The organism is Mesorhizobium yinganensis (genome assembly GCF_040081985.1).
Classification (GTDB): domain Bacteria; phylum Pseudomonadota; class Alphaproteobacteria; order Rhizobiales; family Rhizobiaceae; genus Kumtagia; species Kumtagia yinganensis.
In genome coordinates this window covers 307,734-325,176 of the sequence record NZ_JBEBMH010000005.1, presented here as the reverse complement: position 1 = coordinate 325,176, position 17,443 = coordinate 307,734, and the positions used below count along the sequence as shown (strand labels likewise).

16 protein-coding genes are annotated in these 17,443 nt (G+C 62.8%); 8 read left to right on the top strand and 8 right to left on the bottom strand.

What is annotated here, in order from left to right:
- Nucleotides 1–261, bottom strand: a 261-nt coding sequence (locus ABMA59_RS13400; protein ID WP_349005854.1) for a transposase, incomplete at its 3' end; no start/stop codon positions are given.
- Nucleotides 262–381: 120 nt separating this feature from the next.
- Between ABMA59_RS13400 and ABMA59_RS13395 the strand changes: the two genes are divergently transcribed.
- Both ABMA59_RS13395 and ABMA59_RS13390 read left to right on the top strand, forming a co-directional pair.
- Nucleotides 382–1,335: a calcium-binding protein gene (locus tag ABMA59_RS13395; protein ID WP_349005853.1), complete on the top strand. Its 954-nt coding sequence runs from the start codon at nt 382–384 to the stop codon at nt 1,333–1,335.
- Between the two features lie 217 nt (nt 1,336–1,552).
- Entirely contained in the window at nt 1,553–3,136 is a 1,584-nt protein-coding gene (locus tag ABMA59_RS13390; RefSeq protein WP_349005852.1) for a calcium-binding protein, read from the top strand.
- A gap of 134 nt (nt 3,137–3,270) precedes the next feature.
- Here the strand turns inward: ABMA59_RS13390 and ABMA59_RS13385 are convergent, their stop codons facing one another.
- From ABMA59_RS13385 to ABMA59_RS13370, 4 genes are all read right to left on the bottom strand, one after another.
- Nucleotides 3,271–6,447 carry an efflux RND transporter permease subunit gene (locus tag ABMA59_RS13385; protein WP_349005851.1) on the bottom strand — a complete coding sequence of 1,059 codons (3,177 nt, stop codon included), beginning with the start codon at nt 6,445–6,447 and terminating at the stop codon, nt 3,271–3,273.
- Entirely contained in the window at nt 6,444–7,583 is a 1,140-nt protein-coding gene (locus tag ABMA59_RS13380; protein WP_349005850.1) for an efflux RND transporter periplasmic adaptor subunit, read from the bottom strand. Before ABMA59_RS13380 ends, ABMA59_RS13385 begins: the two co-directional genes overlap by 4 nt.
- Nucleotides 7,584–7,938: 355 nt before the next feature.
- Entirely contained in the window at nt 7,939–10,770 is a 2,832-nt protein-coding gene (locus ABMA59_RS13375; protein WP_349005849.1) for a calcium-binding protein, read from the bottom strand.
- A gap of 181 nt (nt 10,771–10,951) precedes the next feature.
- Nucleotides 10,952–11,356, bottom strand: coding sequence for a hypothetical protein (locus ABMA59_RS13370; RefSeq protein WP_349005848.1), 405 nt, complete (start codon nt 11,354–11,356; stop codon nt 10,952–10,954).
- 67 nt (nt 11,357–11,423) lie between these two features.
- Between ABMA59_RS13370 and ABMA59_RS13365 the strand changes: the two genes are divergently transcribed.
- From ABMA59_RS13365 to ABMA59_RS13340, 6 genes are all read left to right on the top strand, one after another.
- The gene (locus tag ABMA59_RS13365; protein WP_349005847.1) at nt 11,424–12,212 is read left to right on the top strand and encodes an SDR family NAD(P)-dependent oxidoreductase; all 789 of its coding nucleotides are present in this window, start codon (nt 11,424–11,426) and stop codon (nt 12,210–12,212) included.
- Nucleotides 12,213–12,292: 80 nt separating this feature from the next.
- Complete coding sequence (locus ABMA59_RS13360) at nt 12,293–12,454, top strand: hypothetical protein (protein ID WP_349005846.1); 162 nt, start codon at nt 12,293–12,295, stop codon at nt 12,452–12,454.
- Between the two features lie 69 nt (nt 12,455–12,523).
- Nucleotides 12,524–13,114, top strand: a complete 591-nt coding sequence (locus ABMA59_RS13355) for a DJ-1/PfpI family protein (RefSeq protein ID WP_349005845.1) — start codon at nt 12,524–12,526, stop codon at nt 13,112–13,114.
- A gap of 71 nt (nt 13,115–13,185) precedes the next feature.
- On the top strand, nt 13,186–13,569 hold the full coding sequence (locus tag ABMA59_RS13350) for a VOC family protein (RefSeq protein WP_349005844.1): 384 nt from the start codon (nt 13,186–13,188) through the stop codon (nt 13,567–13,569).
- Nucleotides 13,569–13,973, top strand: a complete 405-nt coding sequence (locus tag ABMA59_RS13345; RefSeq protein ID WP_349005843.1) for a hypothetical protein — start codon at nt 13,569–13,571, stop codon at nt 13,971–13,973. The genes ABMA59_RS13350 and ABMA59_RS13345 overlap by 1 nt, the downstream gene beginning before the upstream one ends.
- A gap of 3 nt (nt 13,974–13,976) precedes the next feature.
- A complete protein-coding gene (locus tag ABMA59_RS13340) occupies nt 13,977–14,696 on the top strand; it encodes a helix-turn-helix transcriptional regulator (RefSeq protein ID WP_349005842.1) in 720 nt (239 codons plus the stop codon).
- A gap of 24 nt (nt 14,697–14,720) precedes the next feature.
- Here the strand turns inward: ABMA59_RS13340 and ABMA59_RS13335 are convergent, their stop codons facing one another.
- From ABMA59_RS13335 to ABMA59_RS13325, 3 genes are all read right to left on the bottom strand, one after another.
- Nucleotides 14,721–15,410, bottom strand: coding sequence for a DUF1013 domain-containing protein (locus ABMA59_RS13335; protein WP_349005841.1), 690 nt, complete (start codon nt 15,408–15,410; stop codon nt 14,721–14,723).
- A gap of 167 nt (nt 15,411–15,577) precedes the next feature.
- On the bottom strand, nt 15,578–16,582 hold the full coding sequence (locus ABMA59_RS13330; RefSeq protein ID WP_349005840.1) for an inorganic phosphate transporter: 1,005 nt from the start codon (nt 16,580–16,582) through the stop codon (nt 15,578–15,580).
- 14 nt (nt 16,583–16,596) lie between these two features.
- Entirely contained in the window at nt 16,597–17,241 is a 645-nt protein-coding gene (locus tag ABMA59_RS13325; protein ID WP_349005839.1) for a DUF47 domain-containing protein, read from the bottom strand.
- Nucleotides 17,242–17,443 lie beyond the last annotated feature (202 nt).

The following is a 17,443-nucleotide window of genomic DNA, read 5'->3' as shown; positions in this document are numbered from 1 at the left end:
TTTTTTTGCGGCGACATCCTTCAGGATCGCGTTGTCCAGCATCTGCTCGGCCAGCAGCTTCTTCAGCCGGGCGTTCTCGTCCTCCAGAGCCTTCAGGCGACGGGCGTCGGACACCTCCATCCCGCCAAACTTCGCCTTGAACTTGTAGAAGGTCGCAGCCGAGATGCCGTGCTTGCGGCAGACATCCGCCGTCTTCCCACCGGCCTCCTGCTCCTTCAGCATCCCGATGATCTGTTCTTCCGTGAACCTCGAAGGTCGCATCATCCGTCTCCATGATCGACGGACTCTACCCAAATCTGGAGGAAGTTCAGGGTCTCAGGTCACAAGCAGGACACCCTGGTCAATATCGAGAACGTCCGCGGGACGATTCAACACGATACATTGATTGGTAACAGCATAGCCAACCGTCTGCGCGGACTTGACGGCAATGACATACTTGACGGCAAGGGCGGGGCCGACGACATGCGCGGCGGCGCCGGCGATGATACTTATGTCGTCGACAACACAGGTGACAAGGTAGACGAGAATCCGAACTCCGATTTTGCCGAAGGGATCGATACGGTGCAGTCGTCGATCACCTTCAGCCTAGCCAATACGTCCGTGGTGTTCGGCGACGTCGAAAATCTGAAGCTCACGGGAACCGCCGCTATCAACGGAACCGGCAACGGCCTCGACAACGCGCTCACCGGCAACGATGGCGCCAATAGGCTGTCTGGTGCGGCGGGCAACGACGTTCTCTCCGGCGGGCTTGGTAACGACACACTGATCGGCGGTGACGGCACTGACAAACTGATCGGCGGAACGGGGACCGACACCGCCTCCTACGCCGGCGCAACCGCTGGCGTGAAGGTGAACCTGAGCAGTCCGGCGACCAACACCGGGGCAGCGGCAGGTGACACCTACTCATCGATCGAAAGCGTTACCGGTTCGAGCTTTGCCGACACTCTGGTCGGCAGCAGCGCGGCCAACATACTCAACGGCAGTTCTGGCAAAGACACAATGACCGGCGGCGTGGGAACGGATTTCTTCCGTTTTGCGAACGCCCTTGGCACGAGCAATGTAGACATCATCACCGATTTCTCGGTAGCCGACGACACCATCCAGCTTGAGAACGCAATCTTTGCCGCGCTGACGACGACAGGTACGCTCGCATCCGCAGCCTTCCGCGCTAATACCACGGGTCTGGCTGGTGACGCTACCGATCGGATCATGTACGAGACCGATACGGGCAAGCTGTTCTATGATGCTGATGGAAATGGAGCCGGAACAGCGGTCCAGTTCGCCACGTTGACCGCCGGGCTTGCCCTAACCAACGCAGATTTCAGCGTCATCTGACATCGAAATCCACATCATCAGCTTGCCACAGTTGCAAAACCGGCAGCGGCCTGTCGCCGAAAGGGCGTAAATCCAATCGGCCGAATTGCGTGGCGCCTAAGCATTTAGTCGAATAAATTAGTTAATTCTTTATTAAACGGACAATTGATCTTCGCGCGCGTCATGACAACGATGACAATCGGCTGATGGAAGCCAGATTGGCACGGGGAGTCTCAGTATGCCGACCGTCACAATGTCTTTTCCGAATTCACAATATCTGCCCGCCTTTGGCGACTACAATCCTTCCCTGGGCGAGTTGCTCGATCTGCACAACGCCACGATCGTGGGCACCCCCAACACCACCAGCATTACCTACAAGCTTGCCAGCGGGCTCATCCTGAAGGTGTCCGGCACCAGCTTCGCCTTCGATGCCAGCGGCTATGCGATCGCTGGTACAGCGACCGGGCTGCAACTCTTTCTCAGCAACGGCACCACTGTGCTGCAGGCGCTCACCGGCTTCAACCGACCTCTGGTCAACGTCTTCGACGCTGCCGAAACCTTCTATTACGACGGTGGTTTCGACGCCTGGGGCTTCAATCAATGGATTATGAGCGGCAACGATACGGTCAACGGGTCGGCGGGCACCGACGACATATATGGCCATGCCGGCAACGATGTGCTGAAAGGCGGTAACGGCGACGACTACTTTGAAGGTGGCTCCGGCAAGGATACCTATGACGGCGGCACCGGCTTCGACCAGTTAAGTTTCTGGGATTCTTATTGGGATCGCACTGCACTGCACGGCATCGTGCTCGATGCCGTGGCCGGCACGGTCAGCGATCCCTGGGGCAACAGTGAGACCTTCAAAGGGTTCGAAGGCTATCGCGGAACACAGTTCGCCGACATTATCAATGGCTCTTCGCTCGATGAACAATTCTATGGACTTGGCGGTCGCGATAAGATCGACGGCAAGGGCGGCGTGGACGAGGTCCGCTATGATCGTGACGTTCGCCAGGGGGGCACTGACGGCGTGACGGTCAACCTGACCACCGGGGTGGCAATCGACGGTTTTGGTCGGCAGGACACGCTGATCAGCATAGAGCGGGTGCGGGGCACGAATTTCGACGACACGTTGACCGGCAACAGCGCCGCGAACCGGCTTCGCGGGCTCGACGGCAACGACTTTCTCGACGGCGGGGTTGGTGCCGATGACATGCGCGGGGGCGCAGGAAACGACACCTATGTCGTCGGCAACGTTGGCGATACAATTGACGAGAATCCCAACTCGGATTCCGCCAACGGAACAGACACGGTTCGATCTTCAATCACTTTCAGCCTCGGCAACACGGCGGTCGTCTTCGGTAACGTCGAGAACCTAACTCTGACCGGATCCTTGGCCATCAACGGCACAGGTAATTCGCTGGCAAATATCCTGATCGGTAACTCCGGCAAAAATACTCTCAACGGCGGTCTGGGCTCGGATACGCTGACTGGCGGCGGCGGCTCGGATTTCTTCCGGTTCGCAAACACGCTCAGCACCAGCAATGTCGACACCGTGAAGGACTTCTCCGTCGTCAATGACACCATCCAGTTGGAGAACGCCATCTTCACCAAGCTCACCACGACCGGCACATTGGCGTCAGCCGCCTTCCGTGCCAACGCAACGGGCGCCGCCGGCGACAGCACCGACCGCATCATCTACGAGAACGATACGGGCAAGCTGTTTTACGACGCCGACGGGACAGGGTCGACCGCCGCTGTTCATTTCGCCACGCTGACGACAGGCCTGGCTTTGACCAACGCGGATTTCAGCGTCATCTGACGCCAGAGTTCGACGTCGAAAAGGGATGAGCCGCTCATCGAAGCGGCCCATCCGGCTCTTGCCGAGGCCAATCGATCCGCAATCGCAATCACGCGAGCGGCGACCGCATCGCAGCCCGCTTCCGCGAACTTCAGTCACTCACCCGGCGTGAGCACCGGCGTCTCGGTGTCTGCCGCCGGCCGGTAAGGCACCAGCCGCCGCAGCGTGACGTAAAACACCGGCGTCAGGAACAGGCCGACGATGGTGACACCGAGCATACCGGAAAAAACCGCCGTTCCCAACGACTGGCGCATTTCGGCGCCGGGGCCCGTGGCGATCATCAGCGGCACCACGCCGAGGATGAAGGCGAAGGCCGTCATCAGGATCGGTCGCAAGCGGAGCCTTGCAGCCTCGACGGCAGCTTCCACGGGCGTCGCGCCGCGTTCCTGCGCTTGTCGCGCGAATTCGACGATCAGGATCGAATTCTTCGCCGCAAGCCCGACAAGCACGATCAGGCCAATCTGCACCAGGATGTCGTTGTCCAATCCCCGGAAAGCGACGCCGATCAACGCCGCCAGCACGCCGAGCGGCACGATCAGCACGATGGCGAAGGGCATGACCCAGCTCTCATATTGTGCCGCCAGCGCCAGGAACACGAACAGCACCGAAAGGCCGAAGATGAAGACCGCCGTATTGCCGGTCTGCCTTTCCTGCAGCGCCAGTTCCGTCCACTCATAGGACGTGCCCTGCGGCAGGTTCTCGGCTGCGACTTTTTCCATGAGATCGAGCGCCGTGCCCGTCGACACGCCGGGCGCGGCATTGCCTTGCACGGGCACCGAGACATACATGTTGTAGCGCTGCACCAGCGAGGGGCCGGTCACGTCGCGGATCTCGACCAGCGTGCCAAGCGGCACCAGCGCGCCCGTCGCCGAGCGTACCTTGAGCCTCAATATGTCGTCGCGCTCGACCCGGAAATTCTGGTCGGCCTGCGCCCGCACCTGGTAGACGCGGCCGAAGGCGTTGAAGTCGTTGACGTAGGCCGTGCCGAGATTGATGGACAGCGTTTCGAAGATGTTGGGGATCGGCACGTTAAGCATGCGCGCCTTATCGCGGTCGATCTCCAGGTAGAATTGCGGGCTTGAGGCCGAGAAGGTCGTGTACACGCCGGTCAGGTCCGGCGTCTGGTTGGCGACGCCCATGATTTGGTAGGCAAGGCCCAGGATAGGCCGCATGTCGGCGCTGTTGCGCTCCTGCAGCATCATCTTGAAGCCGCCGGAATTGCCGATGCCGCGCACCGATGGAGGCGGCACCGCGATGATGAAGGCTTCCTGGATACTTTGCAGGCTGCCGAACAACTGGCCGATGATCTGGCCGGCCGACTGACCGTGCTCCAGACGTTCCTCGAAACTCTTGAACGGCGCGAAGACCACGCCGGCATTGCTGGCGTTGGTGAAAGTCGCTCCGGAGAAGCCTGCGAAGGCGACCGCGTTGGCGACGCCTGGCGTGGCGCGGATGATGTCCGATGCCTTCCGCACCACCGCGTCGGTCCTGCCCAGCGACGCGCCCTCGGGCAGTTGGATGACGACGATCGCGTAGCCTTGGTCCATCTGCGGGATGAAGCCGCGCGGCACCGTCTGCAGCATGTGGTAGGTGGCGTAGATCAGCCCGGCGAAGATCGCCAGCATGACGAGCAGCATCGCCGTCGAGCCGACGAGGAAATGCACGAGCCTAGCGTAGCCGTGCGCCATCGCGTCGAAGCCGCGGTTGAAGCCGTTGGCGAGCGCGCGGCCGAAGCGGGCAAGGAAGAAATTGGAGTGCTGCGTGCCATGCGGCTTGAACAGCACACCGGCCAGCGCTGGCGACAGCGTCAGCGAGTTGAAGGCGGAGATCGCAGTCGACACCGCGATGGTGATCGCGAACTGGAGGTAGAACTGGCCGGAGATGCCGGGGATGAAGGCCGTCGGCACGAACACCGCGATCAGCACCAGCGAGATGGCGATGACCGCCGTGCCTACCTCGTCCATGGTGCGGTGGGCCGCGCCGCGCGGACTGAGGCCCATGGCGATGTTGCGCTCGACGTTCTCGACCACCACGATCGCGTCGTCGACGACAATTCCGACAGCCAGCACCAGGCCGAACAAAGTGAGCATGTTCAGCGAGAAGCCGAGCGCGAGCAGCACCGCCATGGTGCCAATCAGCGAGACCGGGATGGCCACAATCGGCACGATCGCCATGCGCCAGCTTTGCAGGAAGACGATGATGACGATGACGACCAGCAGGATCGCCTCGATGATGGTCTTGTAAACCTCGTTGATCGATTCGGCGATGAACTCGGTCGGGTTATAGATGATGTCGTAGGCGAGCCCCTTCGGGAAATCGGCCGAGAGCTCCTTGATTGTTCGCTGAATCTCTTCCGCCGACGCCAGCGCGTTGGTGCCAGGCCGCTGGAAGATGCCGAGCGCCACCGCCTGCTTGCCGTTGAGATAGGAGTTGGTGACGTAGTCCTTTGCACCGAGCTCGATGCGCGCCACGTCCTGCAGCGTGATCAGCCGGCCGTCTTCGGTGGACTTGACGATGACATAGCGGAAATCCCGGGCATCGTCGAAGCGGCCCTGAGTTGTCACCGTGTACTGGAAGGCTGCGCCATCGTCGATCGGCGGCGCGCCGATCGAGCCGCCCGAAACCTGCACGTTCTGCTCGCGCAGGGATTCCACCACGTCGCCGGCGGTCATGCCATAGCCCGACAGTTTTTGCGGATCGAGCCAGATGCGCAGCGAATATTCGCGTTCGCCGAAAATGATCACGTCGCCGACGCCGTCGAGCCGCAGAAGCACGTCGCGGATGCGGGTGCGAGCATAGTTGGACACGTAGAGCTGGTCGTAGGTGTCGTCCGGCGACAGCATGTGGACGACCATCATCAGGTCGGGCGAACTCTTGGCCGTGGTGATGCCCAGCCGCCGCACCTCCTCGGGAAGGCGCGCCTCGGCGATCGACACCCGGTTCTGAACCAGCACCTGCGCCTGGTCAAGGTCGGTGCCTAGCTTGAAGGTGATGGTCAGTGCCATCGCGCCGTCATTGGAGGAATAGGACGACATGTAGAGCATGTGCTCGACGCCGTTGATCTCCTGCTCGATCGGCGTCGCCACCGTCGCGGCGATGGTCTCCGCGTCGGCGCCCGGATAGGAAGCGCGCACCACGATGGTCGGCGGCGCGATCTCCGGATACTGCGCGACCGGAAGCTGGGTGTAGGCGATCGAGCCCACGATCAAAAGCACGATCGACAGCACCGCCGCGAAGATCGGGCGGTTGACGAAAAAATGCGAAAAACTCATTGCGTCTGACCTTCGGTCGCCTTCGGCGGCAGGGTAGTCATCTCAGGCTTGACGTTGACGCCGGGGCGCACGCGCATCAGGCCGTTGACGACGACGGTCTCGTCGCCGGTCAGCCCCTCGCGGATCACCCGGTATCCATCGATGCGCGGGCCGGTGCGCACCGGTTTGGTCGAGACCAGGCCGGCGTCATCGACGACGTAGACAATGCGGCGGTTCTGATCGGCGCCGATCGCCTCGTCGGGCAGGAGAATGCCCTTATGCGGCAGGGAACCCGGAACGTTGACGCGCCCGAACATGCCCGGTTGCAGCACGCCGTCCTTGTTGTCGAAGCGGGCGCGCACGCGCATCGTGCCGGTCTGCTGGTCCAGCCGATTCTCGGCGAAGTCCAGCCTACCGTTGAAGGCCGCCTCGTTGCGGTCGGCGACATGCACGACCACGTCGAGCCCACCGCCGCCCTCCTGCATGACGCCGCCCCGGGTGCGAGCGTCGCGGGCATAGGCGAAATAGGAGCGCTCATCGATGTCGAAGTAAAAATCGATCGGGTCGACGGCCACGATCGTGGTCAGCAGCGTCGAGTCGGGCTGGACCAGGTTGCCCACCGACACCAGCCGACGGCCAATGCGGCCGGCCAGCGGCGCCTTGATCTCCGTAAACTCGAGGTTGAGGCTGGCGGTACGCAGGGCTGCCTCTGCGCCCTGCTGCAGCGCTTGGGCGCCTAGGAATTCACGGCGTCGGTCGTCCAGGGTCGACATCGACAAATTGCCGGATTTTGTCAGCGTCTCCGCGCGCTCGAGTTGCATCTTCGCGAACGCCAGGGCGCTGGTGGTTACGTCCACCTGCGACTTGGCCGCATCGTATGCGGCCTGGTACGGGCGCTGGTCGATGGTGAACAGCAGGTCGTCCTTCTTGACCAAGGCGCCATCGCGGAAATGGACTTCCTGCAGGTAGCCGGCGACGCGCGAGCGAACGGCAACCTCATCGACGGCGTCGAAACGTCCGACGAACTCGTCATCCTCGACGATGTCGCGCACGACTGGCTTAGCCACAGTGACGGACGGAGGCGGTGGCTGTTGCGCCCAGGCGGCGGCTGACGGAAACAGCAGCGCCGCCGAAAGCCCAATGACAAGAGAACGCATCCTCGCCGCACCCGAACGCTGCTTTGAACGTCCAGAGGAAATAAAGGTCGTATCCATATGCGCCCTCTCACTGGTCGCTTGCGCGGTATAATCGATTTATGAAGCCAGCCGGGCTGGTTTATCAAGCCCTGTTGCACCGCAGCATTCTATTGGAGCAACGGCAAGCCGGCTATGCCTATGATAGTCCTGCTGTTTTCCTCGCCGTTCGAGCAGAAGCGCCCGGTCACATCGCAAGCACTGACGTGGCTGGCCATGCCGGAAGACGTTTCTTGTGCGGTGCACTTAGGGACGGGCCTGGGGTGAAACAAGCCGGCGGCAATGTCCTGGTGACAAAATCTGTCAGGCGCCGCGACGCCTACACAACCACGAAATCGGCGCTGGTGAGGCCGAGGCCGATGGTGAGCGTGGCGAAATGAATGCTGTCGCCCGAAGCGGAGCCGTTGGCGTCGTAGAAGAGCTTGCCGGTATCGGTCTCGTAGATGATGCGGTCGTCGCTGTCGCCGGCAAGCCCCGTGGCGTTGGCGCGGAAGGCTGAGGCTGCGAGGGCGCCGGTCGTGGTCAACGCGGTGAAGATCGCGTTCTCCAGCCGGACCGTGTCGTCTGCAACGTTGAAGTCGGTGACCGTATCGATACTGCCGGTGCCGAGTTTCGTGGAGAAGACAAAAAAATCCTTGCCGCTGCCGCTGGTCAGCGTGTCGTTGCCACCCTTGCCGTCGAGGATATTCGAGCCGGCATTGCCGGTGATCTTCTGGGCAATCTCATTCCCCGTAAGGTCGATGCCCGAGGTTCCGGTCAAGCTGGTCGTCTGCATGGCCTCGACATGGACGCCGGCACCCAAGAGGTAGTCGACCGCCGCGGCGATCCTGTCCGCCGTGCCTTGCGTGGCGCCTTCGACGATGAGATCGCCGGAATTATAGATCAGATAGGTGTCGTTGCCGCCCAGGCCTTTCAAGGTGTCAGTGGCCCCTGCCCCGCCGTCATGCAATATATTAGCGCCGGCGTTGCCGATGATCTCCTGCTTCAGCGCATTGCCGGTGAGGTCGATTGCCGAAGTCCCGCTCGCGCTCGTGGTTGTGAGCTGCTCGACGTAGACACCTTTCCCAAGCGAATAGTCGACCGCTGCCATGACCCTGTCGGCCGCTCCCTGCGAGGCGGTTTCGACGATCGCCGTGGCGCCGCTGTAGACCAGATAGGTGTCGTTGGCGCCCATTCCCCTCAGAACATCTCCGACGCCACCGCCGTCGCGCAGCGTGTTCACACCGGCGTTGCCGGTGATCTCCTGCTTCAGCGCGTTGCCGGCGAGGTCGATCGCGGTGGTCCCTCCCGACGAGGTCGTGGTCAGAAGCTCGACCTCGGCGCCGGCTGCGAGCCCATAACTCGCCCTTGCCGACACCCGGTCCGCGGCGCCGCCGCCCACCGCTTCGATAACCACGTCAGCCGCGTTGTCGACGATATAGCTATCGCTGTCGGCGCCGCCGTCCATGCTGTCGGCGCCGGTCCCCCCGTCGAGATGATCCGTGCCTGCCCCGCTGGCCAGCGTGTCGTTGCCGCCGAGGCCGGTGAGCACATTGGCGACGGCATTGCCGGTGAGTTTGTCGGAAAAGGCCGAACCTTCGAGGTTTTCGATCGAAACGTAGGTATCACCCTTGGCGTCGCCGGTGTTGCCCGCCGGTGACGTGAGATTGGCGACCACGCCGGTCGGCGCGCTCAGGTACGAGGCGGTATCGATTGCGCGTATCCCGACGCCGGGGCCGCCGATGAGCTGATCGGCGCCGCCGCGCCCCTCCAATATGTCGGCATTGCCGTCGCCGTCGAGAATGTTGTCGGCGTCGTTTCCACGCAGCGTGTCCTCGCCATTATAGGTGCCGTGGATGTTCTCGATGGAGATATAGATGTCGCCTACGGCCTCGCGGCCCTTGTTCTTGGACTGATCCTCGAGGTCGGCCGTCGCGCCATATTCGCGCAACGTCGCCGGATCGACCTCGGCCCAATAGAAGGTTATGCCGTCGATGCCGGCACCGCCATCGATCCTGTCGGCGCCGTCGTCGCAGCGGATGCCGTCATCGCCGTCGCCGCCATAGATCTTGTCGTCACCGTTACCGCCGTAAAAACCATCGTTTCCGGCATCGCCATACATGATGTCGACGCCGTCGCCGCCGGCAAGGCTGTCATTGCCATTACCGCCGCGCATGGTGCTGCCGTCCGACCCGGCATCGAGCGCGTCGTTCCCGTCGTCGCCATAGAGCGTGTCATGGCCTGTGAAGTTGGGATTGACGCCGAGAAAGCCGCCACCATCGATGGAATCGTTGCCGGCGCCGCCCCGAATGACGTCGTCGCCAGCCTGGCCGACGAGCTCGTCATTGCCTGCTCCGCCCTCGATCGTGTCGTTGCCGGCGCCGCCGTGAATCGTGTCGTCATAATTCCCGCCGGTGAAGAAATCGGCAAAGGAAGTGCCGCTGTTCCATTCGATGTAGAGCGCATCCACGTTCTTGACGGTGCCGCTCAGTGAGCCGCCGACCGTGGCGATGCCGCTGCTGTTCAGCTTGAACGTCGCGCCCGACGTCAGCAGCGTCAGCGTATCCAGCCGCAGCGTATCGATGCCCGCGCCGGCATCGATGTCGAACTTGCCGCCATTGTCGTAGATGTAGTCGTCACCGCCCTTGGCGCGCAGGATGTCGTTGCCGCCGCCAAGCTGGAAGAAATCGTCGCTGTCGCCACCGGTGATGACGTCGCCACCCTCGGAACCGTAATAGGAAAGCTGCTCGAAATTGGTGGCCTTTTCCCAGTCCGAGCCACCGCCCTGGACCGTGAAATTACCGTCGCCGAAATCCAGCGTGATCGAAGTGGCGACCCCGTTGATCAACTGGTTCCACCAACTGATCACGACCATGTCCACATCGTTGCCGCCGTCGGCTATGTCGGAACCGTAGGTACCGCCCGGCGTGCCGTAGAAATCGGGGCGGCCCATGACGATCCAGTCATTGCCGTCGCCGCCGAAAAGCTGGTCGGCGCCTTCCCAGCCATAGATCTCGTCGTCGCCTGCGCCGCCCCGCAGTTCGTCGTCACCGTCAAGTCCATGCAAGGTGTCGTTTCCGCCGGCGCCATCAAGCTGGTCTGCGTCGGCACTGCCGCTCTTGAATTCGTTGGCTACGGTACCGGTCCAGGCGACCATCTCGGAAAACTCCATTCACTCCCGCTTCGAGAGGCGGCCAAGCGAAGAGAATAAGCCTGCGGGAGTTCAGGGCGAGAAGGCAGGGCGGGACATGTCGGGGCATGTCACGACATGTCGATCATCGTAGGCGGCACTGTCGCCACCCTTGGTTCAACTCTTGGAGGAATCTAAGCGAAGGCCGCAGGTCATCCCCGCATCAGGGGCACTTGTTGCGCCGCATATATTCGTTGCCGTAGATCGGGTTCAGGCAGGTTGGCCGTATGCGGGGAATAGGGGCTTTCCGTTGCGGCCTCATCACCTGGCGGCGATCCTGCGCGCGGTTGCGCTGTTGCTGCTGTTGGAAATCCTGTGTCTTCTGCCAGCGCTCGATGACAGGCAGCGGTATTCCAAGACGCTTGTGCAGAAGTTCGTTTTGCTGACGCTGCTGCAAGGTGGTAAACTGAGCTTGGGCTGCGCCGCAGAACAGCGCCGCAATGACGACCACAACCGCCGCGGCGGATTTGCTCACCGATATCGGCATTTCGGTCGTTCTTCTCCAGCCATCATTTGTAGATAGTGTGTCGTGGCTTCGCCGCCAGCACAATCCTGCAAACATCGGCAAGTCCATGGCGCCTGTTGACCAAAGGCTGCCGCTTCGCCACGTTCGGCGAGGCTGAAGGAACAGCGCTATGAAACTGCAAGGCAAGGTGTCGATCGTAACGGGCGCGGCCGGCGGAATCGGATTCGCCATCGCCAGGCGGTTTCTTCAGGAAGGCTGCAAGGTGATGGTCGCCGACATTGACGCGGCACGTGGCGGCAAAGCCGAGCGCGACCTCTCGGGTTTCGGAGACGTCCGTTTCTGCAAGACCGATGTCGGCAAGCGGCTCGACGTGCACAATCTGGTCGCGGCGACGCTGGAAGCCTTCGGCGACATCGACATCCTCGTCAACAACGCCGGCATCGTACATGGAGAGGCATTCCTCGATCTCAGCGAGGAAGATTTCGACCGCGTTCTGCATGTCAACCTGAAAGGCTCGTTCCTGGCAGGACAGGCCGTTGCCCGGTATATGGTCGACAAGATCAAGGGCGGCGGCAATCCCGGCTCGATCGTCAACATGTCGTCGATCAACGCGGTTGTCGCGATCCCCGACCAGGTCGCGTATACCGTCTCGAAAGGCGGCGTCAATCAGTTGACCCGCGTCATGGCGCTGGCGCTTGCCCCGCACGGCATCCGCGTCAACGCCATCGGTCCGGGTTCGATCGCCACCGACATGCTCTCGGCCGCCAACAGCGATGCCGGCGCCCGCACTCGGCTGCTGTCGCGCACGCCTCTGGGCCGAATCGGAAATCCCGACGAGATCGCGGCAATCGCCGTTTTCCTGGCTTCCGACGAGGCGAGTTACGTCACGGGACAGACGCTCTACGCCGATGGCGGGCGGCTGGCCCTCAACTACACGGTGCCCGTCGCACCGACCTGATCCCCGGCGACGGCTACCTGACAGACTGCTGTCAGGAGGGGTGTGCGATGATGGTTTCGTAAAGATGAGGAGAAGCCGTCATGAATCCGCTGAACGTCGTCCGTTCGATTCGCCGATACACGGGCAAAATGCAGACGCTGCGCAACGAAGCCCGCACCGAGCGCTTTCTCAATTCGCTGCCGGCCGATATCCGCAAGGATATCGGATGGCCCGACCGGTTCGGCAAACGGGCCTTCAACTGACGCAGCGGAGAATCGTGTGACGAGACGGCGGCGACCTCCGCGCCGCCGTGACGGATCTGGAGCAAGCTGATGCGGGAAGCCAATACGATCGGGTTTGTTTTCGTCGAGGGTTTCGCCGATTGGGAGTTCGGCCTGTTGTCCGCGTCCGCCGTCGATTGGTTCGGTGCGAAAGCAGTCGCCTTGTCGCCCGGCGGCAGTCCCGTACGGTCAATGGGCGGCTTTCTGCTGACACCCGAGCGGGACATTGCCGTCGCGGACAATGGCGATCTGGACGCCGTCGCGGTGATCGGCTCCGACCTGTGGCCGACGCCGCAAGCGCCGGAACTCACTCCACTGCTCAATGCCGTCGCGGCTCGCGGCGGCGTGGTCGGCGGCATTTGCGCTGGGACGCTGCCGCTGGCCCGCGCCGGTTTGTTTGCACAGGCAAACCACACCAGCAATGGCCGCGACTGGATTCTGGCCCATTTGCCGGACTATGCGGGGCACGAACGATATGCCGACGTTCCCCATGCCGTCGCCGATGGCAGGATCATATCCGCTCCGGGATCGGCTCCCGGCACCTTCGCCCATGCCTTCCTGTCGGCCCTCTATCCTGAGCGGGAAGCCGAGCTTTCCGACATGAAGACGCTCTACGCCAGGGAGCATCAGCCAGCGTCATGACGGTCCTCCTGACAGAATGCTGTCAGGAGGACCGTGGCAAGAGTAATGTCAGCAGTTCGTGGAGAGCTTTCATGGCCAGCTATATGCCACCCAAAGCATCGATCTGGTTCGAGATTCCGGTGACGGACATCGAAGCGGCCCGGCGCTTCTACGGCGCCGTGCTGCAAAACACCTTGTCGCTTGAAGAGTCCGGGCCGAACCCGATCGCGATGTTCGCGGCCACCGAAGCCGGCGCCTCCGGACACGTCTATCCGGGAAAGCCGGCGCCGGCCGGCACGGGACCGACCATCCATCTGGCCGTCTCCGCGCCGCTGGAAGACGGCATGAAGCGCGTGACCGAAAACGGCGGCAAGGTGGTCTCTCCGGCGATCGAGATCCCGGCAGGGCGTTTCGGCTATTGCCTGGACCCCGACGGCAACAGTTTCGGCCTGTTCGTTCCGGCGGGAAGCGTCTGATGACGAACTGGACCGACAGACTCGACGCCGGCCAGCCGGTGATCAAGCCGTCACCGCGTACCGTCGGCGACGTCATCGAGGGGCAGACGATGCTCGTGCCGACGGCGCGCCAGGTCGACGACTTCATCCGCTCCATCCAGGAAGGCGTGAAGGTCGACGTCCGCGCGCTTCGTACCGCGCTGGCGATCGAGAACGGCGCCGAGGTGTCCTGCCCGGTCTATATGGGATATCATTTGAGGACGGTCGCGGAAGCGGCCAACGAAGCGTTGCAGCGCGGCATGCCGCTCAAGGACATCACGCCGTTCTGGCGGGTGCTGGACGCCAACACGCCGACGACGAAGCGGCTGACCTTCGGCGCGGATTTCGTCGCCGAGCAAAGGCGGCGGGAAGGGCTCGGAGATTGATCCATGCGGCGAGCAGACCGTCTCTTCCAGATCGTGCAGCATTTTCGTGGCGGTCGCCTTGTGACAGCGCAGAAACTCGGGCAGTGGCTCGAAGTGTCGGAGCGGACGATCTACCGCGACATAGCCGATCTGCAGTCGACCGGCGTGCCGATCGACGGGGAAGCCGGCGTCGGCTACATCATGCGGGAAGGCTTCGACCTTCCGCCGCTCATGTTCACGCGTGACGAAATCGTGGCGCTGGTGGCCGGCGCCCGCATGGTTCGCGCCTTCGGCGGCGCGGCTATGGCGCGGGCTGCGGAGGAGGCGCTTGTCAAGATCGGCGCTGTGCTTCCCGACAGCGAGAAGGACCGCATCGCCCGCACCGAGATCCACACGCCGATGTGGGTGGTCAGCGACGCCGACCGCCAGGCGATCGACCTGATCGAACGCGCCGTCGAAAGCCGGACGGTGCTGACCCTCGACTACAAGGACGAGGGCGGCCGCGGTTCCATGCGCGACGTCCGGCCGCTTGGCCTGTGGTTCTGGGGCAAGGTGTGGACGCTGGTCGCCTGGTGCGAGATGCGCGGCGATTTCCGGGCCTTCCGCATCGACCGCATCGCCAGCGTCATCTGCGCCGAGCGGAAATTCAAACCCGAGAAGGGCAAGCTGCTCGCCGACTTCTATCGGACCATGGAGCGCACAGGTGACGACATGGGGTCGAGCCACAGGGCGCGGGAATCGTAGGTTCCCGCGCGCTTCGAGCGACGCCTATTCCTCGTCGCTTTCCGGCTTCGACTTCAGCGCGGAGAGCTTTGCGAACACCGCATCGGCGTCCAGTTCGTCGTCTTCGTTCCTCGGCTTATCGACCGCGGGCGTCAGCCGCTCAGTCATCGAAGCGGGCAGCAGCGTGTCGCCGACCGGCGCGGGCGCCGGCTTGCCGGCCGAGGCGCGCTGAACCTCGATGTCGAGATCGATCTGCGAGCACAGGCCGAGCGTCACCGGATCCATCGGCTGAAGGTTGGCGGCATTCCAGTGCTTGCGCTCACGGATCTGCTCGATGGTCGACTTCGTCGTGCCGACGAGCCGCGAAATCTGCGCGTCCTTGAGTTCGGGATGGTTGCGCACCAGCCACAATATGGCGTTGGGCCGGTCCTGGCGCTTCGACAGCGGCGTGTAGCGCGGCGAACGGCGCTTCGATTCCGGCACGCGCACCTTCGGATCGGACAGCCGCAGGCGGTAGTTCGGATCCTTCTCGGCTTTCGCGATCTCGTCGCGCGACAACTGGCCGGTCATGATCGGGTCCATGCCCTTGATGCCTTGCGCCGATTCGCCGTCGGCAATGGCCTTCACCTCCAGCGGATGCAGCGAGCAGAACTGCGCGATCTGGTCGAAGGAAAGGGCGGTGTTGTCGACCAGCCAGACGGCGGTCGCCTTGGGCATGAGCAGGGTGTTTGCCATCGCGAAATATCCTCTCGTTCGCCCGCGTCCCTAGCGCGGGCGGTGGTCAGAACCACCAATTTTTGGGAAATCACGATCTATATAGCGGCAGTCGGGCCGAATCGCAACGGAAATGGAACTTTCTCCGAGCATTGCCCGCGACGCCCTGTCATGATCATCGCCCGGCATCAGCCGAAGGGCGTTACCGCCGCATAAGCGAGCGCGGCAATCAGCGCGGTGGCGGGAATCGTGATCACCCAGGCGACGACGATGTTGCCGGCCAGGCCCCAGCGAACCGCCGAGGCGCGACGGGCCGCGCCGACGCCGATGATGGCGCCGGTGATGGTGTGCGTCGTCGACACGGGAATCCCGAGCCACGTCGCGGCGAAGAGCGTGATCGCTCCGCCGGTCTCGGCGCAGAAACCCTGCATCGGATTGAGCCGGGTGATCTTCGACCCCATCGTGTGGACGATGCGCCAGCCGCCGAACAGCGTGCCGAGCGCCAGTGCTGTCTGGCACGAGATCACCACCCAGAACGGAACGTAGAACTCGTCGCCGAGATAGCCCTGCGAATAGAGCAGCACCGCGATGATGCCCATCGTCTTCTGCGCGTCGTTGCCGCCATGGCCGAGCGAATAGAGCGAGGCCGACACGAACTGCAGCACCCGGAATGTACTGTCGACGGCGAACGGAGTGGCGCGCACGAACAGCCAGGAAACGAGCAGGATGAGGAGGAGCGCCAGCACGAAGCCGGTGGCCGGGGAGAGCACGATCGCCGCGGAGGTCTTGAGCAAGCCGCTCCAGACGATCGCGCCGCCGCCCGCCTTGGCGACGCCCGCGCCGACCAGGCCGCCGATCAGCGCGTGCGAACTGCTGGACGGAATTCCGAAATACCAGGTCACCAGGTTCCAGACGATGGCGCCGACCAGTGCCGCGAAGACCACCTGGGGATCGACGATGGATGCATCGATGATGCCGGTGCCCAGCGTCTGCGCCACATGCAGCCCAAAGAACAGGAATGCGATGAAATTGAAGAAGGCGGCCCAGAAGACGGCATATTGCGGTCTCAGCACGCGAGTCGAGACGATGGTGGCAATCGAGTTGGCGGCGTCGTGCAGGCCGTTCAGGAAATCGAAGAACAGCGCTACGGCGACAAGGCCAACGAGCAGGGGAAAGGCGAGCGCGGCATCCATCGGGGCTTTGGCCGCTACACGTTTTCGACGACGATGCCGCTGATCTCGTTGGCCACGTCCTCGAGGCGGTCGACGACCTTCTCGAGATGGCCGTAGATCTCGCTGCCGATGAAGAAGGCCATGCCGTTCGACTGGCCATGCAGCCGGAACAACTCCTTCAGGCCCTCCTCGTGCAACTCGTCGGCGCGGCCCTCGACGATGGTCACGTCCCGCGCCAAAGCCTGGAGGCGTTCGGCGTTGGCGCTGACCTTCTTGAGCAACGGTATCGCTTCGGCGGTGAGCCTCGCCGCCTGCACGATGATGGCGCCCATTTCGCGCATTCGCGGCTCGAAGGAGCGCTGCTCGAACAGGGTGACCGTCTTGACGGTCTTGTGCATCATGTCGACGGCGTCGTCGAGCGACTGAATCAAGTCCTTGATGTCGCCACGGTCGAACGGCGTGATGAAGCTACGGTGCACGGCGTCCATGACTTGCCGCGTCACCTCGTCCGCCTGATCCTCGAGTTCGACGATCCGGCGTCCGTGTTTTTCGACATCGGCGCCGCCCTCGAGCAATTTCTCCAGGGCGCCCGCCGCTTCGACGACGATTCCTGCATGCCTTTCGAAGAGGTCGAAGAAGCGGTCCTCGCGGGGTAGCAGCGCACGGAACCATCCAAGCATCAGCCGACATCTCCTTCCCCGTCGTTAGCCGGCAGCACCGTGGCAGCATGAATTTCGCCCGACTGACAACAGCATATCGCCGTTCTCCAGGCGAGTCATTTGCCGGCGAAAAATGGGCTCCTCTGTCCCCAACTCAGTGTGGAAAATCTGATGCCAGGACTGACCCCTGCCTTCGGTCGGCGGAGCGAGGGTGTCGGGTCAA